Below are 21974 nucleotides of genomic sequence, written 5' to 3' on the forward strand. Positions count from 1 at the left end.
GAATACCATGATCGACCAACGGCTTACCAAAACCACGGCCCTCGCGCTTTTGGCCTTCGTCCTGCAGCAGAATGCTGCCTCGGCGGAAACCAAGACGCTCTATATCGGCATGAACGGCGGCAATTTCGAACGCGCCTATACCGAACACGTGCTGCCGCCATTCGAGAAGGCGAACGACGTCAAGGTTGTCGTCGTGCCCGGCACCTCCGCCGATATCCTCGCCAAGGCGACCGCTGCCAAGGACAATCCGCAGATGCATGTCATGCTGCTCGATGACGGCGTGATGGTGCGGGCGATCGGCGGCGGTCTTTGCCAGAAGGTTGCGGCCGATCCGGTTCTTGACCAGATCCAGCCGGCCGCCCGCCTGAAGGATGACATGGCGATCGGCGTCGACATGGGCATGACCGGGCTTGCCTATAACAAGAAGCTTTTCGACGAAAAGGGCTGGCCGGCGCCGACCTCGTGGATGGACATGGCCGACCCGAAGTTTGAAAACGCCGTGGTCTTCCAGTCGGCTTCCGCCTCGAGCTTCGGCCTGCACGCCTTCCTGATGTTCAACCGCATCCAGGGCGGCGATGAGACCAATGTCGAGCCGGGCTTCGAGAAATTCTCCGACTCGATCGGCAAGAACGTCATCGAGTTCATCCCGAGCTCGGCGAAGATCTCCGAGATGGTACAGACTGGCGAAGCCGCGATCTTCCCGCTGACGCCGACGGCCGTCAACAACCTCAAGGACAAGGGCATTCCGGTGGAATACGCCCAGCCGAAGGAAGGCTCCGTCGTGCTCGCCGTCACCGAATGCGTGATTGCCAACAACAGCGAACCGGAGCTCAGCCAGAAGCTCGCCCACTATCTGCTTTCGGCCGAGGCGCAGAGCCTGGCGCTCGATCACGGCAACATCATTCCGTCCAACGTCAACGCCAAGGCCGGCACGGATGCGGCGAACGCGAAGCTCGCAACCTTCAAGACAAACATGCAGACTGCCAAGGTCCTCGACTGGGACGCGATCAACCAGAACCGGCAGGAATGGAACAAGCGCTGGAACCGCATGATCGAAAGGTAAGCGTGAGCTAACCTATCTGTTCTATGCACGCCCCCGTGGGCACCATGGGGGCGTGATACGTTTGGGGCTTCGTGTCAAAGCGCGCCGTCGATCGCAGAACTGTTCTGCTCGCCCTTGTTCGTCGAAGATGGAAAAAGCTGCGAGCCGAAGGCGCCCTGGCTGCTGATCTCAGGGAAGCTGACATCGGCGATATCGAAATCGGGCATCAGCGCGAGCATCGGCAGGATGCGTTCGAAGACGGCGCCGCCAAGCGGCGTGGCGTTCCAGCCCGACGTTCGGAAGCCATAGGTCTCCTTCAGGCCCCTCGGTTCGTCGAGCAGGGTGAGCAGAAGGTAGCGCGGATTGTCCACGGGGACGATGCCCATGAAGGACGTGATGTTGAGTTCCTTGGAATAGCGACCGCCGACCACCTTTTCGGCCGTGCCGGTCTTGCCGCCGATAAAGTACCCTTTGACTTCCGCCTTCTTTGCCGAGCCGGTCTTGGCGTTGAGCCGCAGCAGATAGCGGAGCGCCTCGCCGGTTTCCGGCTTGATCAGATCGCGCGCGATGATGCGATCGTCCAGCGGCGCGCCCTTGATCAGGGTCGGCCGGATGAGACGCCCGCCGTTGACGAGCGCGGCGACCGCGATGCTCGCCTGAAGCGGCGTGACGGCAATTCCGTGGCCGTAGGAGACGGTTGCGGTATCGATCTCGCCCCAGCGTCGCGGCAATTGCGGATGGGCGCTCTCCGGCAATTCGGTCGTCAGCCGCGACATCTGCCCGAAGCGTGTCAGGAACGCCCGCAGGTTTTCCGGTCCGACAGCAATCGCCATCTTCGCCATCGAAATGTTTGAGGAGAAGATGAAGGCCTCCGGCAGCGTCAGTGGCCGATACTGGCCGCGATAGTCGTTGATGCGGAAGCGACCGAAGGCGAGCGGCTTGCTGGCGTCGACGACGGAGCGAAGCGTGAACTGTCCGGAATCGAGCGCCATCGCCGTCGTCAGGGCCTTGAAGGTTGAGCCCATCTCGAACGTGGCGGCGGCAATGCGGTTGATGCGGTCTGGCTTCAGCGCGTCGACCGGCAGGTTCGGGTCGAAATCCGGATAGGAAGCCAGCGCCAGGATCTCGCCATTGGTGACATCGAGCACCAGGCCGGCTCCGGCCTTGGCGCTGAACTTGGCGATCGCCTTGCGAAGTTCGGTCTCTAGCGCATGCTGGATGCGGATGTCGAGCGTCGTGTTCACTGGCTCGAGAGTGCGATGGGAGAGATCCATGCCGCTTTGGCGCAGGACCTCCAAGCCCTGGCCCTCGATCCAGCGCTCGATGCCGGCGATGCCGATATTGTCGATATCGACAGTGCCGAGCACGTGGGCGGCGAGCGAGCCGTTCGGATAGAAGCGCTGCTTCTCGCGCTGGAAACCTACGGCCGGAATGCCGGCATTCCACACCGCCTGTTCCTGCGCTGGCGTCACCTGGCGCTTGATCCAGGCAAAGGCCGCGCCGCTCTTCAGCCGACGATAAAGGTCGCGCCCGTCGATATCAGGAAAGATCTCGGTCAGCTTCTCGACCGCCTCGTCGACGTCGACGATCAGCCGGGGCTCCGCATAGAGCCCGGAACTCGGAACGTCGATTGCGAGCAGGTTGCCGTTCCGGTCGAGGATCGACGGCCGGCCGAGCGATGGCGGCGGCGGTATGTATCCCGTCCGCTCATAGTCGGCGACGCCAAGCTGCACGAGGCGCGCCAGCATGAGGCCGAAGACGAGCGCGAAGGCGCCGATGACGAGGAGAAGACGGCCGCGGGGATCCGGCCGGGGCTGAACCTGACGTGCCATATCAGTAGAGCCCGTTGCCGCTGGTCAGGAGCTTTTCGCGCAGTTCCGGCGACAGGTCTGCATCGGCGGTGGCCGATGTACTTGCCGTCTCGAACCCGTCGATGACGGGGCATCCACCGGCGCAGGGCGCAGTTCCCGGCTTGAAGGCTTCGAGAATGGCGCCGGGCGTGCCCTCCGGTACAGGCTGGCCGCTCTTCCTGTCGATCGCCTCCACCGTCATGCCGGACGGCGCATGGAAATCCGCCGCCGGGCGTCCTTGAAGCGCCACTTTCATGAAATCGATGAAGATGGGTGCCGCCAGGCCCCCGCCGGTTTCGCCATTGCCCATCGGCTTCGGTGTGTCGTAGCCGAGAAAAACGCCGGTCACGATGTTTGGCGTGAAGCCGACGAACCACACGTCCTTCTCGTCATTGGTGGTGCCGGTCTTGCCGGCGATCGGCACGCCGAGCTGGCTGACATTGCGCGCGGTCCCCCGTTCGACCACTCCACGCAGCATGGAGGTCACCTGATACGCAGTCATCGGATCAAGCACATAGTCGCGATCGTCGACCGGCATAGGTTCTTCCTGGCCGCTCCAGCTGGAAGCGTTGCAATCGTCGCAGCGGCGCTGGTCGTGGCGGAAGATGGTGCGGCCATATCGGTCCTGGATGCGATCGACCATCGAGGGCGTGACTGCCTTGCCGCCATTGGCGATGACCGCATAGGCCGAAACCAGCCGCAGCAACGTCGTCTCGCCGGCGCCGAGAGACATCGGCAGATAGGGTTTGAGCGTGTCATAGATGCCGAAGCGCTTGCCGTAGTCGGCGACGAGATCCATGCCGAGATGACGGGCGAGGCGCACCGTCATCAGGTTGCGGCTGTTTTCCAGCCCGACGCGCAAGGTGGACGGGCCGCTGAAGCGGCCATCATAGTTCTTCGGCTTCCAGGTCCGCCCCGCACCGTCGGAAAGGGCGATTGGCGCATCCATCACCAGGGTCGTCGGCGCGTAACCATTGTCGAGCGCAGCGGCATAGACGAAGGGTTTGAACGACGAGCCGGGCTGTCGATAGGCCTGGGTTGCGCGGTTGAATTCCGACTGCGCATAGGAAAAGCCGCCGGCGACCGCGAGCACCCGGCCCGTGTTCGGGTCCATGGAAACGAGGGCGCCCTGAACGAGCGGCGGTTGCCGCAAGACATAGCCGTCTTCCTGCTTTTCTACATAGATGACATCACCGGGCGAAAGGACGCCGTCGATCCCGGCGGCGCAGTTTCGCTTTCCCTTGACCGAGCGGCAAAGCGCCCAGGCCTGGCGTCCAAGGCTTGCTGTCTCTGCCGGCGTGGTCCCGTTAGGCGCGGCGCCCTCCGGCCGGAGACCGATCTCTACGTCCGCGTTTCCTGCGGCAAGCACCACGCCCAGCCGCCATTCCGGCACGTCGGCAAGCGGCCGGAGCTTGGTAAGTGCGGTCGCCCAATCCTTGGTTGAAGGGAGCCTTGTGACCGGGCCGCGATAGCCCTTCGCCTGGTCATAGGCGACGAGGCCCTTGCGCAGAGCCTTCATTGCGGCCTCTTGCAGCCGCGGATCGAGCGTCGTGCGCACCGAAAAGCCGGCGGTGTAAAGTGCTGCCTCGCCATACTGGGCATTGAGCTGGCGGCGGATCTCTTCGGTGAAGTAGTCCGCCGCAGCAACTGCGGGCGAGGGTGTGCGCGGGTTGGCGTCGAGTGGGGTGGCGGCCGCCTTGGCAGCGGTCGCAGTATCGATGAAGCCGTTCTGTCGCATCTGGCCGATGACCCAGTTGCGTCGGCTGATTGCCCGCTCCGCCTGGCGATCCGGATCATAATTGTTCGGAGCCTTCGGCAAGGCCGCGAGGAAGGCGGCCTCCGAAACCGAGAGCTCGCCGACCGGCTTGTCGAAATAGGTGAGGGCCGCCTGCGCCACGCCATAGGCGCCGCGCCCGAGATAGATGTCGTTGAGGTAAAGTTCGAGGATACGGTCCTTGGAATAGGTCTGGTCGATCCGCAACGAGAGGATCGCTTCGCGCAGCTTCCGTTCCACCGTGCGGTCGGAAGACAAAAGGAAGTTCTTGGCGATCTGCTGCGTGATCGTCGAGCCGCCGATCATGCGGCGGCCGGAACCGTAATTGGCGAGATTGGCGAGCAGCGCCGTGCCGATGCTTGTGACGTCAATGCCGGGATGGACGTAGAAATTCTTGTCCTCGGCCGAAAGGAAGGCTTGGCGGATGCGTGCGGGGATTGCGCCGATCGGCAGGAACAGCCGGCGTTCGCGCGCGAGCTCGCCGACCATGGTGCCGTCGCCGGCATAAAGGCGGGTGGTGACGGCCGGTTCCCAATTCGCGAGCGTGCGGTGGTCCGGCAAGTGGCGCGTCAGTGCCGCGACCACCGTAGCTGCGGCGAGTGCAACGACGGTCGCGAGATTGAGGCATGTGCCAAGCAGATTTGCGATGAACTTCATAGTGAGTGGAACGGACCTCTGGGGCAAAGGACTGCCGTCCGGAGCGCGGATGTTCGCGCGACCGCGGCCTGTCTGGAGCGATGTTTCAGGGTGCACCGGCATCCGGGATGTCGGCAGCAACGAAGATGCGAGCGGGCGCTACGGCCAGGCGAAACGGCGCATGGGATCGATCCCCGTAAGCGGCGCGATCAGCCGCACCTTCCTGCGCTGACGCTGCCGAATGGCAGCCCGGTCAGCCGATGGAGTTCACCGTAAAGGGATTGTGCTGGAGCAACAAACCACGTTTATTTGCGAGACCCATTAGATGAGTTAGGGCATTCATGGTCAGGCCATATCTTCCGCTCAATGCGCTGCGTGCCTTCGAGGCGTCAGCGCGGCATTTGAGCTTCACCCGTGCGGCAATCGAACTCTGCGTGACGCAAGCGGCAGTCAGCCATCAGGTCAAGTTGCTCGAAAGCCGGCTGAACGTCACCCTGTTCAAGCGGTTGCCGCGTGGGCTGATGATCACCACGGAAGGCGAGGCATTGCTGCCGGTGCTGCGCGATTCCTTCGATCGCATGGCCGACATGCTCGAGCGTTTCGAGGCCGGCCATATCCGGGAGGTGCTGATGATTGGCGCCGTCGGCACCTTCGCGGTCGGCTGGCTGTTGCCGCGTCTCGCCGAATTCCAGGCGAAGTACCCGTTTATCGACGTCCGGCTTTCGACCAACAACAACCGGGTCGACATGGCTGCGGAAGGCTTGGACTTCGCCATCCGCTTCGGCGGTGGTTCCTGGCACAATACCGAGGCCGTCAGGCTTTTCGAGGCGCCGCTGTCCGTGCTCTGCATTCCCGAGATTGCCGACCGGTTGAAAACGCCTGCCGACCTCCTGAACGAAACGCTGCTCAGGTCCTACCGGGCCGATGAATGGGTAAACTGGTTCGAGGCGGCCGGCATGGCCTATCCGGCGCCGTTGCTCAAGGGTGTCGTCTTCGATAGTTCACTGGCGATGATGGAGGCGGCAGCGCAAGGCATCGGCGTCGCGCTCGCACCGCCGCTGATGTTTTCGCGGCTGCTGACGAACGGCACGATCCGACAGCCATTCGATGTCCACACCTCGATGGGAAGTTACTGGCTGACACGCCTGAAATCACGGCCCGTCACGCCCGCGATGAAGGCGTTTGGCGAGTGGCTGACCGCCGCGGCGGCGCAGGAGGCGACCGCTTGGCCTCAGTCTCCGGCACGAGAGGCGCTCGCCGGCTGAAACTGCAGAATTTTTCGCGCCGCGCGAGCAGTTCGTGCAGTCTCCGAAGTCATACCATCAGCCCAAGAAATTCTAATGCCTGCCCTGAATTCTTGTGATGCCCGTTTTGAGGCCGCCCACGACGCCCTTTCCGGCACCGGCGGTGAAATGGCACGGCGCATCCGCGCTCGCTCAGGCGTCTTTTGCCGTCGAGTATTCGTACACTGTGCGCCCGGTTTGCGGGTCCACGCCGGCAAGGCTGACTTCGTAGCCCCAGAGGTGGCGCACGTGGCGCAGCGTCGCGTTGCGGCCGCTCTCTTCGAGCAGGATGCCGCTCTTCACATTGTGCTGCAGTCGAAGATGCCGGTCCCCCAGCAGATCGACATCCATGACCTGGATATCCGGCTGATTGGCACCGACGTCATAACTGTTGGCAAGGGCCGAGCGAACGGCTGAATAGCCGCGCTCGTTGTGGATCGCCGCGACCTCGACAAAGCGGTCCGAAGCGCGGTCCGCGAGCTGGAACAGGCGGAACTTTCGCATCACCGCCGGGCTTAGATATTGCAGAATGAAGGACTCGTCGCGGTGGTTGGCCCAGGCGTCGCGCAGCGTCTCCATCCAGTCGCCGTTGCCGGCAAAGGAGGGGAACCAGTCGCGGTCTTCGTCGGTCGGCTCGGTGGCGATCCGCTGAATGTCCTGCATCATCGCGAAGCCAAGCGCATAGGGGTTGATGCCGGGATAGCGCCGGTCGTCGAAATCCGGCTGGAACACGACGTTGGAGTGGCTCTGCAGGAGTTCCAGCATGTGGCCCTCACCAATCCGGCCTTGGTCGTAGAGCCGGTTGATGATGGTGTAGTGGACGAAGGTGGCGCAGCCCTCGTTCATGACTTTCGTCTGGCGCTGCGGATAGAAATATTGCGCGATGACCCGGACGATCCGGAGCAGCTCCCGTTGCCACGGCTCCAGGATCAGGCTGTGTTTCTCTAGGAAATAGAGCAGGTTCTCTTCCGGCAGGTTGAGCACCTTCTTGCGTTCGGATGCGTCTCTTTCGGCTTCGGCCGGGTCATGGCTTTCGGCCGTCTGCGGCAGCGTCCGCCAGAGATCGCTATAGGTCTGTTCCTCGTATTCCAGCCGTTCCCGCGCCCGCTCCCGAACCTTTTCGGAGGAGAGCCGCGGCGGACGCCGATAGCGGAATACGCCCTGGTCCATCAGCGCGTGGGCGGAATCGAGGATCGCCTCGACGGCGGCGGTGCCGTGCCGCTCCTCGCATTTGCTCACATATTTCTTGGCAAAATCCATGTAGCTGAGGATCGCACCGGCATCCGTCCATTGGCGGAAGAGGTAGTTGTTCTTGAAGAAATGATTGTGCCCGAAAGCTGCATGGGCCGTGACCAGAGCCTGCATCGCCATGGTGTTTTCTTCCATGAGATAGGTGATGCAGGGATTGGAATTGATCACCAGCTCGTAGGCGAGGCCCCGGTGCCCCTTGCGATAGTGGTGCTCCTCATAGGCAAAGCGCTTGCCGAAGGACCAGTGCTGGTACATCAGCGGCATGCCGACGGAGGAGTACGCATCGAGCATCTGCTCGGAGGTGATGATCTCCAGCTGGTTCGGGTAGACGCTGAGGCCCATTTCCTCGAGCGCGACCGTCTCGATCGCGTCGTAGGCCCGGGAGAGGGTCGCGAAGTTCCAGTCCGAGCCCTGGAACAGGAGGCCTGAAGTCGCACGTCGAGCCATCCGGTCGTCCCCTCATTTCCGGGTGCGTGTGGCCGGCTGCCGGGCAAAGAGCCTGCGGAAGACCGGGTAGATGTCGGCGGGTTTGGCAATCCGGGTCATCTGGAAATTCGCCTTCTCGCCGTCCACCGTGCGATAGGCGCGCCACAGGGCGGTGCCATTGTCCGTCGATCCGAAGATTTCCGTCTCACGCTCGTCGATGATCTCGACATAGGCGTAGTACTGGCAGATCTTCGTCAGCTTTTCCCTGAGCAGCGCAGCGCAATGCTCGCTGTCGCCGATGATGTTGTCGCCGTCGGACGCCTGCGCAGCATAGATGTTCCAGATCTGGGCGGGGTAGCGGTCCTCGACAACCCGGATCATCTCTTCGAGCGCCGTCGAGACGATCGTGCCGCCGCTCTGGGTGCTGTAGAAGAACGTCTCCTCGTCGACCTCGCGCGCCTCGTCGGTGTGGCGGATGAAGACGATATCGATCCGCTCGTAGCGCCGTTTCAGGAACAGGTGCAGAAGCACGAAGAAGCGCTTGGCGAGGTCCTTCTCGCGCTCGCCCATGGAGGCTGAGACGTCCATCAGGCAGAACATGACAGCATTGGCATTCGGCAGCGGCTGCTGTTCGAAGCGGTTGAAGCGGATGTCGACCGGGTCGACATAGGGTATGCGCCGTCGCTTCTTCTCGATCTTTTCCAGTTCTCCGCGGAGTTCGCTGAGCTTTTGGCGGTCCTTCGCCGAAATTTCCGGCGTCGCCTCGAGCCGCGCAATCTCCTCGGCGAGGATCGTCAGCTCCTTTTCCTTCGGCCGGTGCAACGCCAGGCGACGGCCGAAGCTGTTGCGCATGGTTCGCCCGACATTGATGTTGGTCGGCGTGCCGGCCGTGGCGAAGCCGGCGCGACGGGGTTTGAATGTCACCGTTTCCTTGAGGCTGAGCTTGACCATGTCGGGCAGCTCCAGATCCTCGAAGAAGAGATCCAGCACCTCTTCGCGCGACAGGATGAACTGGAAGTCGTCCTCGCTCTCTCCGGTCCCGGGGCGGCCCTTTCCGCCACCGCCCCCACCTGCTTCCGGCTTCGGCAGGCGGTCGCCTGCCGAAAACTGCTTGTTGCCGGGAAGCACATAGTTGCGCTCGCCGCTGCCGCGAGCCGGCTGAAACGTCGGCTCATTGGCACCGTCGGTCGGCATCGGCACGCCGTGCGCCGCATCGACGTCGATGATCCTGTCCGATTTGACCTGTTCCTTGATGACCCGCTTCAGCTCTTCGCGGGCCCGTTTCAGAAAACGCTGTCGGTTGCCGAGGCTCTTATCCTTCGGATTGAGCCGCCGGTCGATGAAATTCGGCATATACCAATCCCCTGCTTCGGCATCGTCAGCCCGCCTTGTTGACCCGCATGTACCAATCGACCAGCCGTCGGACCTGGCGCTCGGTGTAGCCGCGCTCGGTCATGCGCTGGACGAATTCGGCATGCTGCTTCTCGGAGGCACTGTCCTTCTTCGAGCCGAAGCTGATGACCGGCAGCAGGTCTTCGACCTGGCCGAACATGCGCTTCTCGATCACGTCGCGAAGCTTCTCGTAGCTCGTCCAGGAGGGGTTCTTCCCATGGTTCTTGGCGCGGGCGCGCAGGGTGAACTTCACAACCTCGTTGCGGAAGTCCTTGGGGTTGGCGATGCCGGCCGGTTTTTCGATCTGCGACAACTCGCTGTCGAGGATCTCCCGGTTGAGGATCTGCCCGGTATCGGCATCCTTGAAATCCTGGTCTTCGAGCCAGGCGTCGGCATAGGCGATATAGCGGTCGAAAAGGTTCTGACCGTATTCGCTGTAGGATTCGAGATAGGCCTTCTGGATCTCGTGGCCAATGAATTCGGCGTAACGCGAGGCAAGCTCGGACTTGATGAAGTCGAGGTAACTTGCTTCGGTCTCCTTCGGGAACTGTTCGCGGCGGATCGCCTGTTCCAGGATGTACATGAGATGTACGGGATCGGCCGCGACCTCCTTGGTGTCGTAGTTGAAGGTCTCGGACAGCACCTTGAAGGCAAAGCGGGTGCTGATGCCGGTCATGCCTTCGTCGACGCCGGCGGCGTCGCGGTATTCCTGAACGGACTTCGCCTTGGGATCGGTGTCCTTCAGGTTCTCGCCGTCATAGACCCGCATCTTGGTATAAAGCGGCGAGTTCTCGTGGCGTGCAAGCCGTGTCGATACGGTGAAGCGGCTGAGGCTTTCGAGCACTTCCGGTGCACAGGGGCTCTTGGTGAGCTCGCTTTCGCGCAGCAGTTTCTCGTAGATCTGCCGCTCTTCGGTGACGCGCAGGCAGTAGGGAACCTTGACCACGAGAATGCGGTCGAGGAAGGCTTCGTTGTTCTTGTTGTTCTTGAATTGCAGCCATTCCGACTCGTTGGAGTGGGCAACGACGATGCCCTGATAGGGGAAGCCTCCGAAGCTTTCGGTGCCGTTGTAGTTGCCCTCCTGGGTTGCCGTCAAAAGCGGATGCAGGACCTTGATCGGCGCCTTGAACATTTCGACGAATTCGAGCAGCCCTTGCGTCGTGCGGTTGAGACCGCCGCTGTAGGAATAGGCGTCCGGGTCGGCCTGGCTGTAGTTTTCGAGCTGGCGGATATCGACCTTGCCGACCAGCGAGGAAACGTCCTGGTTGTTCTCGTCTCCGGGCTCGGTCTTGGCGATTGCGACCTGGCGCAGCCGCGACGGCATCAGCTTGACGACGCTGAATTTCGAGATGTCGCCATCGACTTCGTCGAGCCGTTTCGTCGCCCAGGGCGAGATCAGGCCGGTCAGCCGGCGTCGCCCGATGCCGTACTTGTCTTCGAGCAGGTCGGCCATCCGGTCGGGATGGAAGAGGCCAAGGGGTGATTCAAAGACGGGGCTGACCTTGCCGCCGACTGCCAGCGTGTAGATCGGCTGCAGTTCCATCAGCTTCTTCAGCCGCTCTGCGAGTGACGACTTGCCGCCGCCGACCGGTCCGAGCAGGTAGAGGATCTGCTTGCGCTCCTCGAGCCCCTGCGCGGCGTAGCGGAAGTAACCGACGATCCGCTCGATCGTATCTTCCATGCCGTAGAAGTCGGCGAAGGATGGATAGATCTTGACGGTGCGGTTTGAGAAGATGCGGCCGAGACGTTCGTCCGCGCTGGTATCGATCAGGGTTGGATTACCGATGGCAGTGACCATCCGCTCCTGCGCGGTGGCATACATGCTTTTGTCGTCGCGACATGCCAGAAGGTATTCTTGAAGGCTGATTTCTTCTTGCGCTGCACTGGTATAGATCTCCGAGAAGAGATCAAAAACGTCGCATTCGCTCTTTTGCATCATGCTCTCCCGCGGCCGCTGGCTGAGACGGGGATCGCTGCTTATCGGCTCGCTCATTCGAATAAACGGCGTCCCATGCGCAATGTTCCACCAGAGTACTCGCTTTCTTCTGATTCTCGAAGGGGTTGCTTTCAAGGATTGAAAGATCGTGACCGAGGGCTCACGAAATCCTGATCCGGACGGCCGAGATGGCGCGCCGGAGGGGCGTTTTTTGGGCGCCTTCGGATAGGCTTGGCCGCACGAGATTGGTAGCTCGGGAAGGTGAACAAGGTCCCGCACGTGGCCAACGTCTCGCCAATGCATGCTCGACCGGTTACGGCGTCGTCAAAGCATGCCCTGTGCATGTGATGTGTGCTTCAATGGCGCCGCCGCGCAGCGGCGCCTGAGCAGGAAGAGCTGTCAGGACAGCCAGGCCGGCAACCGAGCCGGAACACGGCCCGTGAGCGCCGCCTCTACGCAATCGGCGAGGCTGCCGAAGCGAACGGAGCGGCCGGAGAGGCCGGGGCCGTAATGGGCGTACTTGCCGGAATTGGTCATCAGCGCCCGGGTCTTGGTCGGGAAGACCGGCTCGGAGATCGAGCACCAGCAGAGATCCGGCAGCACCTGGATTCCGCTTGCCTCCAGCCGCGAAAGCAGGCCTTCCTCGCGCGCCGCGGCAATAGCATCGCGTCCGGCGGTTACGATGACGGCGACGTTGCTTTCGCGCTTGCGACCGTCGAAGGCGACGGCCAGAGCGCGGCATTCCTCCAGCGAGGCATGCGGGCTGCCGATCGCGACAAGCTCGACTTCTGCCGGGCCTTCGTTCAAGAGCGACCAGGCGTCAGTCATGTCGGCGCGCGTGATCGTCGTGTGGTCGGCATCTTCGGCAGCAGCACCATCGGCTTCCGGGGTCACGCCCTCCACATGCAGCATGGGCGATGCGGACGTCGTGCCGAAGGCGGCGCAAAGTGCCTTGAGGTCGTCGCGTGAAGGCTTTGCCGAAGCAAGACCGCGCAGCAGCGGGATGCGGTCGGGTGCTGCCTTGCCGGCGAGATAACCGATCAGCGGCCAGAAGGCATCGTCGACGTTGTCGGGCAGTTCCACCTCGATGACGCGCTTCGCCTTGCGCGGCGCGTCGAGATAGACGCCCGAGAGCGGCGCGCGACCGGTCAGCGCGATGCAGAGGTCGAGAAAGTCAGGGTGTTTCGCCGTGCGGGCGCCAAGCACGGTATTGGCGAAGATCACCGCGTTGGACTCCGCCCAGGCAATGGCTTCGCCTGATTTCGGCGCGCTGTCGAGCAGATAGGGCGAACAGGTGAAGGTCGGGCGACAGCCCATGCGCACGTAAGCGTCCGCAAGCCGTGCGGCCGGGTCACCGAAGCTTTCCGGAACGCCCTGCGCCTGCCAGTTGGCCCGGTCGACGGAGATCGCGTTCATGGTCGTCGGCACCCGTACCTTGGCACCCATGTCCGCCATTTTCTCGGCGAAGGTGAGGTTTGCGGGGCTTGCGTAGATGCAGCCGTCGATATGGCCCTGGACCACGTCGATGAGCTTTTCCGCCCCCTGCTGCGCTGCCATGGCGGAGATGATCCGCATTGCCTGCTGGACCGCGACGCCGTCGCGGCCGTCGAGCATGGCGCGATCGCCTTCGGTAAGGTTAAGAGCCGTCGTCGCCGGCGGGGTGACCGGGATCGTCAGGCCGTCGGCCTCGATCGCCGTATCGCTGATGCGTGCCGACTTCGCCTCAGACAGCGCCTTGAAGGCTTCGCGCGAAAGGCGCAGCACCGGCAAGGATTTACCGAACATCTCGGCGGCGATCAGCGCGCCGAGCGTCAACACGTCCTCAGCTTCCGAGAACACGAGGGCCGCCGGCGCACGCCCGGTCAGCGCCATGTCGAGCAGTACGCCCGAACCGGTGCAGGAGCCGCGGCTCGACGGCATCATCAGGATGCCGCCGGTGAGACAGAGACCGTGCAGCGGATGGTGCACGTCGATCACCCGGCCCGTTGCCGGATCGACCCCGCCCCAGAAGCTCAGTGCTTCCTCGGTGGCGATGATGGGGCCATCGGCGGAGCCGGAGAGAATGCTGCGGGCGGAGATCGATTGGGTCATTTTACGACAAATCCATGAGCAAAAGGGTCGCGGTCATCGATGAAGATGGTGTTGATGCCGGTCATGCGGGCCCAGCCGGCGATCGATGGGATGATGGCGTCGCGGTCGGCGACCTTGGTCGCTGCCTCGACGCGGCCCTTGAACAGCGAGCCGATGATCGATTCATGTACGAACTCGTCACCGACCCCAAGCTTGCCCTTGGCGGCAAGCTGCGCCATGCGCGCCGAAGTGCCGGTGCCGCAAGGCGAACGGTCGATCGCCTTTTCGCCGTAGAACACGGCGTTGCGGGCATGGGCTTCGGCCTGCGTCGGTTTGCCGGTCCACTGGATGTGGCTCAGACCCTGGATTTCCGGATGCTCCGGATGGACGAACTCGTACTTGGCGTTGAGCGCTGCGCGCAGCTTCGGGCTCCAGCCGACGAGTTCGCCGGCCGTATGGTCGGCCATGTCGCGGAAGTTCTTCTGCGGCTCGACGATGGCGTAGAAGTTGCCGCCATAGGCGACGTCGACGACGATCTCGCCGAAACCCTCGACCTCCGCCGTCAGCCCCTCGGCATAGAGGAAGCCCGGGACGTTGGTGAGGCGCACTTCCTCGACGAACCGGCCTTCCTGGCGATAGGTGATATCCACCTTGCCAGCCGGCGCATCGATCGAGAGCTTGCCCGGCTCGCGCGGGGTGATGAGCCCGTTCTCGATCGCCATGGTGATGGTGCCGATCGTGCCGTGGCCGCACATCGGCAGGCAGCCTGAGGTCTCGATGAAGAGTACCGCCACGTCGCAGTCAGGCCGCGTCGGCGGATAGAGGATCGAGCCCGACATCATGTCGTGGCCGCGCGGCTCGAACATCAGGCCGGTGCGGATCCAGTCGTATTCGCGCAGGAAATGCGCCCGCTTCTCCAGCATGTTGGCCCCTTCGAGCCGCGGCCCGCCGCCGGAAACGAGGCGGACCGGGTTGCCGCAGGTGTGGCCGTCGATGCAGGAGAAGGTGTGGTTGGGCATGTCTATGCTCTGTCAGAATCGTTGAGGCGAGAAGGATTGGATGTCGATCGCCGGCCGCTGGCCGGTGAGCAGATCGGCAACGAGGCGCGCGGTTCCTGCCGACTGCGTCAGGCCGAGATGGCCGTGGCCGAAGGCATAGACGACGCGGCCTGTGGCACGGGCGCGGCCGATGGCCGGCAGGCTATCGGGCAGCGACGGACGGAAGCCCATCCACTGCACGCCGCCTTTGCTCTTGAAGCCGGGCAGGAAGGTCTGCGCCTTCTTCAGCATGGCTTCCGAGCGCCGGAAGTTCGGCGGCAGCTTCAGGCCGCCGAGCTCGACGGCGCCGCCGACGCGGATGCCGGTCGAAAGCCGTGTGACGACGAAGCCGTGGCCGCCGAAGGTGACCTGGGTGCGCAGATCAAAGGCATCCTGCGGCAATGTGGTGTTATAGCCGCGCTCGGTTTCGAGCGGGATGCGCTCGCCGAGCGTGCGGGCGATCTGGTGCGAGAAGGCGCCGGCCGAAAGCACGACCTGGCCGGCACGCAGCGTCTTGCCGTCGGCCGTCAGTTCGACGCCGCCATCAACCGGCTTCAGTGCCGCGACCTCGGCGCGCTCGATGGTGCCGCCCTTGGCGCGGAAATGGTCTGCCAGCGCCAGCGTGTAGAGCTTGGGATCGGCGATCGAGAACCAGCCGGGCGTAAAGGTGCCGTGGGTGAAGCGTGGCGCGAGACCGGGTTGGATTTCGGCCATTTCGGCCGCGCCCATGTGGCGGAACTCGATGCCGTGCTCCGCTCGCGCCTTCCAGCCGGGAAGCGATGCCTTCAGTTCGGCTTCGCTTTCATAGACCTGAAGGTTGCCCTCCTTGCGCAGCATCGGCAGGGTGCCGGTCTCAGCCAGGAAGGGTTCGAGCTCCGCCTTGGAGAGGTCCATCATTGCCGTCTGCGCGGTCGTCGAATGTGCCACGCGGCTTGCCGAGCAGGCACGCCAGAAGCGGAACATCCATGGCGCGATCTGCACCGCATAGGCCGGCGGGACGCTCAGCGGTCCGAGCGGGTCGAGCAGCCACCTCGGCGCCTTTTTGAGGATGCCGGGCGAGGCGAGCGGCAGGATGTCGGTGAAGGCGAAGGCCCCGGCATTGCCCGCCGAGGCTCCTGCTGCCGGGCCTTCCCGGTCGAGCACGGTGACCGAAAGCCCCCGTGCCTGGGCGGCGATCGCCGCAGAAAGGCCGACGACGCCGGCACCGATGACGATGACGTCAGGCTGAATTGCATCCTTCATGATCGGCTCAGTGCGTCGCTGCCAGGAACTTCTGCAGTTCCGGATCCTTCGGCGCGCCGAAGAGTGCTTCCGGTGCGGCGATTTCCGCCATCACGCCCTTGTGGAAGAAGGCGACACGGTCGGAGACTTCGCGGGCGAACTTCATTTCGTGCGTGACGCAGATCATCGTCATGCCTTCGGAGGCCAGCATGCGCAGCGTGTCGAGCACTTCGCCGACGAGCTGCGGATCGAGCGCCGAGGTCACTTCGTCAAACAGCATGTATTCCGGCGACATGGCAAGCGCGCGGGCAATCGCCATGCGCTGCTGCTGGCCGCCCGACATGCGGGTCGGATAGACGCCGAGCTTTTCGCCGAGGCCAACATGTGTGAGCTGCTTGACGGCGATCTCCTCGGCCTTCTCCTTCGAGAGGCCCAGCACCTTGCGTGGCGCCAGCGTGACGTTTTCAAGCACGGTCAGGTGCGGGAAAGCATTGAACTGCTGGAAGACGATGCCGAGCTTGCTGCGCAGCTTGTTGAGATTTGTTGACTTGGCGTGGACCTCGGTGCCGTCGACGAGGATGCGGCCGGCATCGATCGGCTCAAGACCGTTGATGCAGGTGAGCAGGGTCGATTTGCCGGAACCGGAGCCGCCAATGATGGTCAGCACCTCGCCCTTGTTGACGGTGAGGTTAATGCTTTTGAGAACCTCCAGCGAGCCGAAGGATTTGCGAACGTTCTGGATCTCAATCATTGGACCACCGTTTTTCAAGGTAACCGCCGAGCCGGGCGATCGGGAAGCTGATGAGGAAGTAGATGGCGCCGCAGATCAGAAGGATCAGCAGCGGTTCCTGGAGACGGGTGACGAGCACCTGCGAGGCGCGCAGCAGTTCGATCAGGCCGAGCCAGAGGACGAGTGCCGAGTCCTTCATGACACCGAGCGTCAGGCCGATCCAGGAGGGCAGAGATACGCGGGTTGCAAGCGGCGCCACGATATAGCGCATGTCCTGCCACCAGGTCATGCCGAGCGAACGGGCGGCACGGCGCGTCGTCGGCGGTACCGACGAGATGCCGCCGCGTACGATCTCGGTGCAATAGGCGGCCGTATAGAGCGACAGCACAACACAGGAGGTCGTGAACGGCGCCCAGCCGAGCTTGGCGATCGCCTGGAAGGCATTGGCAAGCACGAGCTGGATCAGGAGCGGCACCGAGCGGAAGATGTCGAGCACGAAAGTGAGCGGGGCTGCCCAATAGGGGCCGACCTGGTTGCGCACGACACCGAAGATGATGCCGAGAACGGTGCCGGCGGTAACCGAGACGGCGGTAACCGCAAGCGTCATCAGGGCGCCTTGCAGCAGGAAACCGAGATCAGCGAGGGTGAGGGCGGTATTGAACATCTCTCACCTCTCCTTAGTAGCGGAACATGCGTGCGGCGAGCAGGCGCGCGCCAAGCGTCACGGCCTTGGCGATCAGGTAGTAGATGACCGCCGCGATCGCGAAGAATTCGAAGGTGCGGAACGAACGGGCGTTCAGTTCCTGTGTGATGCCGGCGAGGTCGGTGTTCATGCCCACGGTAACGCCGAGCGACGTCATCAGGATCGCCCAGACCATCTGATTGGTAACCGGCAGGAAGGCGATGCGCAGCATCTGAGGCAATACGATGTAACGGAACGCCTGCACCGCTGTCATGCCGAGCGAGCGGCCCGCGCGTGTCTGAGTCTCGGGAATGGCCTTGAGCGCGCCGCGGAAATTCTCGGCGAGATAGCCGGCATTGTTGAAGGCGATCCCCGCCAGCAGCGCCGTATAGGGGCTCAGGTGGATGCCGAAATTGCCGAGGCCGAAATGAGCCATGTAGATCTGGAACAGCGCCGGCGTGTTGCGGGCGATCTCGACCCAGGCAGTGGCGAAGCCACTGAGGATGCGGTTTCCGGACAGACGGCAGGCCGTGAGCGCCAGCGCCAGTGCAAGGCCGATGGCCATCGAGAGCAGGGCCACCTGCAAGGTGACCAGTGCTCCATCGAGCATCTGTGGCAGGGCTTTCAGCGCCTGATTCCAATGGAAGGTATAACTGAACATGTTTCGTCTCACCTCTGCGGAAACGAATAGCGGCGCGAGGCTACACCTCGCGCCGCCAGATGGACGGCCAGATTAGCGGTAAACGCCCTTTGCCGTAAGGTCCGGCAGTTCGCCGCCGACCCACTTTTCATAGAGCTCAGCATAACGGCCGGTACGGACCTGCTGGTTGATGAAAAGGTTGAGGAAGTTGATGAAGCCGTATTCTTCGCGGTTGGTGAAGAGCGCGACGTAGTCGGTATCGAACGGTGCCTTGCCGACGACGGCAATGCCCGGGAACTTGCCGGTCTTGACGTTGGCCTGGGCAACGGTCGAGGTCGAAACGGTGGCGTCGATCTGGCCCTGGCTGAGCGCGAGGAAGACGTCGGCCTGGGTCTGGTACGGACGGAACTCGCCGGCGCCCCATTCCTTGACCTGCTTTTCGAGTGCGATCGCTTCAAACGTGCCGGCGGTGGCGCCGACGGTCTTGCCCTTCATGTCTTCGAAGGACTTGACGCCCGACTTTTCGTTGGCGGTAACGGCCATTTCGAAGGCGAAGTAAGGGATCGTCATGCCGACGGTCTTGGCACGCTCAAGCGTGTCGGAGGTCGAGGCAACGCCGACGTCGACGCGGCCCGACATCAGAGCGGGAATACGCTCCGGGAACGGGGTTTCGACGATTTCGGCGGTGACGCCGAGTGCCTTTGCGAGGTCGTTGCAGTAATCGACGTCAAAACCGATCGGGTTGTTGTTCTCGTCGCGAGAACCCATCGGCGGGAAGTCGAGGACGACTGCGCAACGCAGCGTTCCCGAGCCGATGACGTCATCCAGCTTGTCGGCATGGGCCTGGCTGGTCAGAGCAGCGGCCGCAACGAGGCCGAGCGCGAGCACCGAAGTCTTCATTATCTCTCTCCCTGAAATGAGTGCCGTTTGACGGCTGACCCACTATTTCGTTTTAGAGAGCACAAATCAATAGAAAAATACAATTAGTATACAAAAAGTATATCATCCTAACGCAAAACGCCCGCAGGGTTCCCATTTGTTTCGTCAAATGGGAACCCTGCGAAGCGATCTGTCGTGTCTTATCGGTGGGGACAGGGCGCGGGCGGCAAGTCGCCCGCGCTTTTCCTCATCCGCCTTAGCCCCGGAAATCCTCGGGCAGCAGGCCTTCCGGCATGTTCTGGTAGGCGACCGGGCGCAGGAAGCGGCGGATCGACAGGGTGCCGACGCTGGTTGCGCCGAAGTTGGTCGAGGCCGGATAGGGTCCGCCATGCACCATGGAATCCACCACCTCGACACCGGTCGGGAATCCGTTGACGAGCACGCGGCCGGCCTTGCGCTCGAGGATCGGGCGCAGACGGCGGGCGGTCTCGAGATCGGCCGCATCCATGTGGATGGTGGTGGTCAGCTGTCCCTCGAAGCCGCGGGCAAGCTGTTCCATCTCCTCGGTCGAGCCGACGCGGACGACGAGGCCGAGCGGGCCGAAGACCTCTTCGCCGAGCGCGTGGTCGGCAAGGAACTGGTCGCCCGTGGTTTCGAACAGGTTCGGCGAGACCGAGCGACCGGACGATTCGGTCGTCAGCAGCGGCTTCACGGTGTTGCGGCTTTCAAAGCGCGCCTGGCCGTCGTGATAGGCCTTGGCGATGCCGTCGGTCAGCATCGTCTGCGGCGCGACCTTGCCGAGCGCCTCGACAGCGGCTGATGCGAAGCGGTCGGCATCGGCACCTTCGACAACCACGGCGATACCGGGGTTGGTGCAGAACTGGCCGGCACCCATGGTCAGCGAACCGGCCCAACCCTGGCCGAGACCTTCGGCGCGTGCCTTCAGTGCTTCCGGCAGCAGGAACATCGGGTTGACCGAGCCGAGCTCGCCGAAGAACGGGATCGGCTCCGGACGGGCGGCGCAGAGATTGAAGAGCGCACGGCCACCGGCGAGCGAGCCGGTGAAGCCGACGGCCTTGATCAGCGGATGCTGGACCAGCGCTTCGCCGACCTGGCGGTTGCCGCCCTGGATCAGCGAGAAGACGCCGGGGTGAACGCCGGTCTTGCGGATTGCGGCTTCGACGGCTTCGGCGACGATTTCACCGGTGCCCGGATGAGCCGAGTGGCCCTTGACGACCACGGGGCAGCCGGCAGCAAGGGCCGCCGCCGTGTCGCCGCCGGCGGTCGAGAAGGCGAGCGGGAAGTTCGAGGCACCGAAGACGGCGACCGGGCCGATCGGGCGCTGGATGAGGCGGATTTCCGGGCGCGGCGCCGGCTGGCGCTCAGGCAAGGCTGCATCGAAACGGCGGTCGAGGTATTCGCCCTTTTCGATGTGGTCGGCAAAGAGACGGAGCTGGCCAGTGGTGCGGCCGCGTTCGCCCTGCAGGCGGGCTTCCGGCAGGCCGGTTTCCTGGGTGCCGATCTCGGTGATTGCCTCGGCGCGCGCTTCGATTTCGTCGGCAATGGCACGCAGGAAGGCGGCGCGCTCGGCGCGGGTCGAATAGCCGTAGCTCAGGAACGCTTCTTCGGCGGCTTCGGCCGCACGGTTGACCAGCTCCACCGTGCCGGTGGCAAACTGATGCACCGGACCATGGGCGGGTGCGGATGCGAAGGTGCCTGCGCCGTCGAGCCATTCGCCGGCGACAAGGTGTTTTCCTTTGGGGGTGAAGGCCATCTGGCGATCCTTTCTCTCGATCCCGGATTGCCTTTTGTGGCAGAGGGGATCATGGCTGAATTGCACTTGTCGGATCTTTGTATACTATATGTATGCAGAACATCAATCGCCTGACTGGCCTATCCGGATCAGGCGCAGCATTTGAGAGGGAGAGAGATGAGCGAAACCAACATCCTGACGATCACGGCGCTTCACGAGCGTGTCGAGGCGATCTTCCGGAAGGCTGGGCTCAATGGCGTTCAGGCCGGGGCGTTGGCCCGTGTGATCGTTGCCGGCGAGCGTGATGCCTGCAAATCGCACGGTATCTACCGTATCGAAGGGGCGCTTCGCACCGTGAAGGCCGGCAAGGTGAAGGCGGATGCCGTACCGGAGCTCGATGCGCAGGAAGGCTCGGCCATCGTCAAGGTCAACGCCAAGGGCGGCTTCGCCAACCCGGCCTTCGAACTGGGCCTGCCGGTGCTGGCCGAACGTGCGCGCTCGCTCGGGATTGCAGCCCTCGTCATCAATGATTGCACCCATTTCTCCGCACTCTGGCCGGAAGTGGAAGGCCTGACCGGCGAAGGGCTTGCCGGTCTCGTCATGTGCCCGAGCTACGCGACGGTTGCGCCGACCGGCGGCAACAAGCCGCTGCTCGGCACCAACCCCTTCGCCTTCGGCTGGCCGCGCGAGAACCAGCCGCCCTACGTCTTCGACTTCGCGACCTCGGTTGCCGCCCGCGGCGAGATCGAGCTGCACCGCCGTGCCGGCAAGCCCTTGCCTGAGGGCTGGGCGATCGATGCCGAGGGCAATCCGACGACGGATCCGGAAGCAGCCCTTGCCGGCGCCATGCTTCCCTTCGGCGGCCACAAGGGTTCGGCGATCGGCACGATGGTCGAGCTTCTCGCGGGCATCATGATCGGCGATCTGACGAGCCCGGAAGTGCTCGATTATCTCGGCACCACGACGCTGGCACCGTTCCATGGCGAACTGATCGTCGCTTTTTCGCCGCAGAAGTTCGCCGCCGGCCGGCCCGGCAATCCCTTCGCCCGCGCGGAAGTGCTGTTCGAAGCGATCGTCGGCCAGGGTGCCCGCCTTCCCTCGCAGCGGCGCTTCGTGGCTCGTGCCAAGTCGGAAGCCGAAGGCATCGTTCTCAACAAGGCCGAGATGGAGCAGCTCGACCGGCTCCTCGCGCTCGGCATCGACGCCGTCGCGTAAGCATGAGCTTACCTTGCCGGTAGTCCCTCAGCGCCCGACTGGCCACATGCGAAATAGAAGCCCTCCGACCGGAGGGCTTTTTGCTGCGCCGCTGAATGTGCTCGATTGACGCAGCGGTGACGGCATTCTCTGTCGTTCATGCCGTCTTAGACATGAG

General features: G+C 63.3%; 17 protein-coding genes. 4 read left to right on the forward strand and 13 right to left on the reverse strand.

Going from position 1 to position 21974, the window contains the following annotated elements:
* Positions 1-7: 7 nt before the first annotated feature.
* Entirely contained in the window at positions 8-1063 is a 1056-nt protein-coding gene (locus tag LAC81_RS24950) for an ABC transporter substrate-binding protein (protein WP_223729829.1), read from the forward strand.
* Positions 1064-1137: 74 nt separating this feature from the next.
* On the opposite strand, the gene LAC81_RS24955 is transcribed toward LAC81_RS24950, so the two are convergent.
* Entirely contained in the window at positions 1138-2874 is a 1737-nt protein-coding gene (locus tag LAC81_RS24955) for a peptidoglycan D,D-transpeptidase FtsI family protein (RefSeq protein ID WP_223729830.1), read from the reverse strand.
* Position 2875: 1 nt separating this feature from the next.
* On the reverse strand, positions 2876-5323 hold the full coding sequence (locus tag LAC81_RS24960; RefSeq protein ID WP_223729831.1) for a penicillin-binding protein 1A: 2448 nt from the start codon (positions 5321-5323) through the stop codon (positions 2876-2878).
* Here LAC81_RS24960 and LAC81_RS24965 point away from each other — a divergent pair.
* Positions 5313-5534 carry a hypothetical protein gene (locus LAC81_RS24965; protein ID WP_223729832.1) on the forward strand — a complete coding sequence of 74 codons (222 nt, stop codon included), beginning with the start codon at positions 5313-5315 and terminating at the stop codon, positions 5532-5534. The genes LAC81_RS24960 and LAC81_RS24965 overlap by 11 nt on opposite strands.
* 109 nt (positions 5535-5643) lie before the next feature.
* Positions 5644-6567, forward strand: a complete 924-nt coding sequence (locus LAC81_RS24970) for a LysR family transcriptional regulator (RefSeq protein ID WP_223729833.1) — start codon at positions 5644-5646, stop codon at positions 6565-6567.
* 171 nt (positions 6568-6738) lie between these two features.
* Here LAC81_RS24970 and LAC81_RS24975 read toward each other — a convergent pair whose 3' ends face one another.
* The 11 genes from LAC81_RS24975 to LAC81_RS25025 all read right to left on the reverse strand — a co-directional run bounded on the left by LAC81_RS24975 (position 6739) and on the right by LAC81_RS25025 (position 20623).
* Complete coding sequence (locus tag LAC81_RS24975) at positions 6739-8283, reverse strand: SpoVR family protein (RefSeq protein WP_223729834.1); 1545 nt, start codon at positions 8281-8283, stop codon at positions 6739-6741.
* 12 nt (positions 8284-8295) lie between these two features.
* Complete coding sequence (locus tag LAC81_RS24980) at positions 8296-9615, reverse strand: YeaH/YhbH family protein (RefSeq protein ID WP_223729835.1); 1320 nt, start codon at positions 9613-9615, stop codon at positions 8296-8298.
* Between the two features lie 25 nt (positions 9616-9640).
* Complete coding sequence (locus tag LAC81_RS24985) at positions 9641-11590, reverse strand: PrkA family serine protein kinase (protein WP_223729836.1); 1950 nt, start codon at positions 11588-11590, stop codon at positions 9641-9643.
* Between the two features lie 399 nt (positions 11591-11989).
* Positions 11990-13681: an aconitase X gene (locus LAC81_RS24990; RefSeq protein ID WP_223729837.1), complete on the reverse strand. Its 1692-nt coding sequence runs from the start codon at positions 13679-13681 to the stop codon at positions 11990-11992.
* A complete protein-coding gene (locus tag LAC81_RS24995) occupies positions 13678-14679 on the reverse strand; it encodes a 4-hydroxyproline epimerase (protein WP_223729838.1) in 1002 nt (333 codons plus the stop codon). The genes LAC81_RS24990 and LAC81_RS24995 overlap by 4 nt, the downstream gene beginning before the upstream one ends.
* 12 nt (positions 14680-14691) lie before the next feature.
* Positions 14692-15939: an NAD(P)/FAD-dependent oxidoreductase gene (locus LAC81_RS25000; protein ID WP_223729839.1), complete on the reverse strand. Its 1248-nt coding sequence runs from the start codon at positions 15937-15939 to the stop codon at positions 14692-14694.
* Between the two features lie 7 nt (positions 15940-15946).
* On the reverse strand, positions 15947-16669 hold the full coding sequence (locus LAC81_RS25005; protein WP_113540834.1) for an amino acid ABC transporter ATP-binding protein: 723 nt from the start codon (positions 16667-16669) through the stop codon (positions 15947-15949).
* Positions 16662-17312: an amino acid ABC transporter permease gene (locus tag LAC81_RS25010; protein WP_034798414.1), complete on the reverse strand. Its 651-nt coding sequence runs from the start codon at positions 17310-17312 to the stop codon at positions 16662-16664. Before LAC81_RS25010 ends, LAC81_RS25005 begins: the two co-directional genes overlap by 8 nt.
* Positions 17313-17325: 13 nt before the next feature.
* The gene (locus LAC81_RS25015) at positions 17326-17991 is read right to left on the reverse strand and encodes an amino acid ABC transporter permease (RefSeq protein ID WP_223729840.1); all 666 of its coding nucleotides are present in this window, start codon (positions 17989-17991) and stop codon (positions 17326-17328) included.
* Positions 17992-18063: 72 nt separating this feature from the next.
* Positions 18064-18870 carry a transporter substrate-binding domain-containing protein gene (locus tag LAC81_RS25020; protein ID WP_223729841.1) on the reverse strand — a complete coding sequence of 269 codons (807 nt, stop codon included), beginning with the start codon at positions 18868-18870 and terminating at the stop codon, positions 18064-18066.
* A 235-nt stretch (positions 18871-19105) separates the two neighbouring features.
* Positions 19106-20623, reverse strand: a complete 1518-nt coding sequence (locus LAC81_RS25025; RefSeq protein WP_223729842.1) for an aldehyde dehydrogenase (NADP(+)) — start codon at positions 20621-20623, stop codon at positions 19106-19108.
* Positions 20624-20779: 156 nt separating this feature from the next.
* Between LAC81_RS25025 and LAC81_RS25030 the strand changes: the two genes are divergently transcribed.
* Positions 20780-21817, forward strand: a complete 1038-nt coding sequence (locus LAC81_RS25030; RefSeq protein WP_223729843.1) for an Ldh family oxidoreductase — start codon at positions 20780-20782, stop codon at positions 21815-21817.
* The last annotated feature ends 157 nt before the right edge of the window (positions 21818-21974 follow it).

The sequence above is a fragment of the Ensifer adhaerens genome (assembly GCF_020035535.1).
GTDB lineage: Bacteria > Pseudomonadota > Alphaproteobacteria > Rhizobiales > Rhizobiaceae > Ensifer.

Bases quoted from the DNA above. Each gene is read 5' to 3' on its own strand.
- LAC81_RS24960 (WP_223729831.1), bottom strand. From the start codon at position 5,323: ATGAAGTTCATCGCAAATCTGCTTGGCACATGCCTCAATCTCGCGACC.
- LAC81_RS25025 (WP_223729842.1), bottom strand. From the start codon at position 20,623: ATGGCCTTCACCCCCAAAGGAAAACACCTTGTCGCCGGCGAATGGCTC.
- LAC81_RS24975 (WP_223729834.1), bottom strand. From the start codon at position 8,283: ATGGCTCGACGTGCGACTTCAGGCCTCCTGTTCCAGGGCTCGGACTGG.
- LAC81_RS24980 (WP_223729835.1), bottom strand. From the start codon at position 9,615: ATGCCGAATTTCATCGACCGGCGGCTCAATCCGAAGGATAAGAGCCTC.
- LAC81_RS25020 (WP_223729841.1), bottom strand. From the start codon at position 18,870: ATGAAGACTTCGGTGCTCGCGCTCGGCCTCGTTGCGGCCGCTGCTCTG.
- LAC81_RS24990 (WP_223729837.1), bottom strand. From the start codon at position 13,681: ATGACCCAATCGATCTCCGCCCGCAGCATTCTCTCCGGCTCCGCCGAT.
- LAC81_RS24950 (WP_223729829.1), top strand. From the start codon at position 8: ATGATCGACCAACGGCTTACCAAAACCACGGCCCTCGCGCTTTTGGCC.
- LAC81_RS24965 (WP_223729832.1), top strand. From the start codon at position 5,313: ATGAACTTCATAGTGAGTGGAACGGACCTCTGGGGCAAAGGACTGCCG.
- LAC81_RS25000 (WP_223729839.1), bottom strand. From the start codon at position 15,939: ATGAAGGATGCAATTCAGCCTGACGTCATCGTCATCGGTGCCGGCGTC.
- LAC81_RS24985 (WP_223729836.1), bottom strand. From the start codon at position 11,590: ATGCAAAAGAGCGAATGCGACGTTTTTGATCTCTTCTCGGAGATCTAT.
- LAC81_RS24995 (WP_223729838.1), bottom strand. From the start codon at position 14,679: ATGCCCAACCACACCTTCTCCTGCATCGACGGCCACACCTGCGGCAAC.
- LAC81_RS25030 (WP_223729843.1), top strand. From the start codon at position 20,780: ATGAGCGAAACCAACATCCTGACGATCACGGCGCTTCACGAGCGTGTC.
- LAC81_RS24955 (WP_223729830.1), bottom strand. From the start codon at position 2,874: ATGGCACGTCAGGTTCAGCCCCGGCCGGATCCCCGCGGCCGTCTTCTC.
- LAC81_RS25005 (WP_113540834.1), bottom strand. From the start codon at position 16,669: ATGATTGAGATCCAGAACGTTCGCAAATCCTTCGGCTCGCTGGAGGTT.
- LAC81_RS24970 (WP_223729833.1), top strand. From the start codon at position 5,644: ATGGTCAGGCCATATCTTCCGCTCAATGCGCTGCGTGCCTTCGAGGCG.
- LAC81_RS25010 (WP_034798414.1), bottom strand. From the start codon at position 17,312: ATGTTCAATACCGCCCTCACCCTCGCTGATCTCGGTTTCCTGCTGCAA.
- LAC81_RS25015 (WP_223729840.1), bottom strand. From the start codon at position 17,991: ATGTTCAGTTATACCTTCCATTGGAATCAGGCGCTGAAAGCCCTGCCA.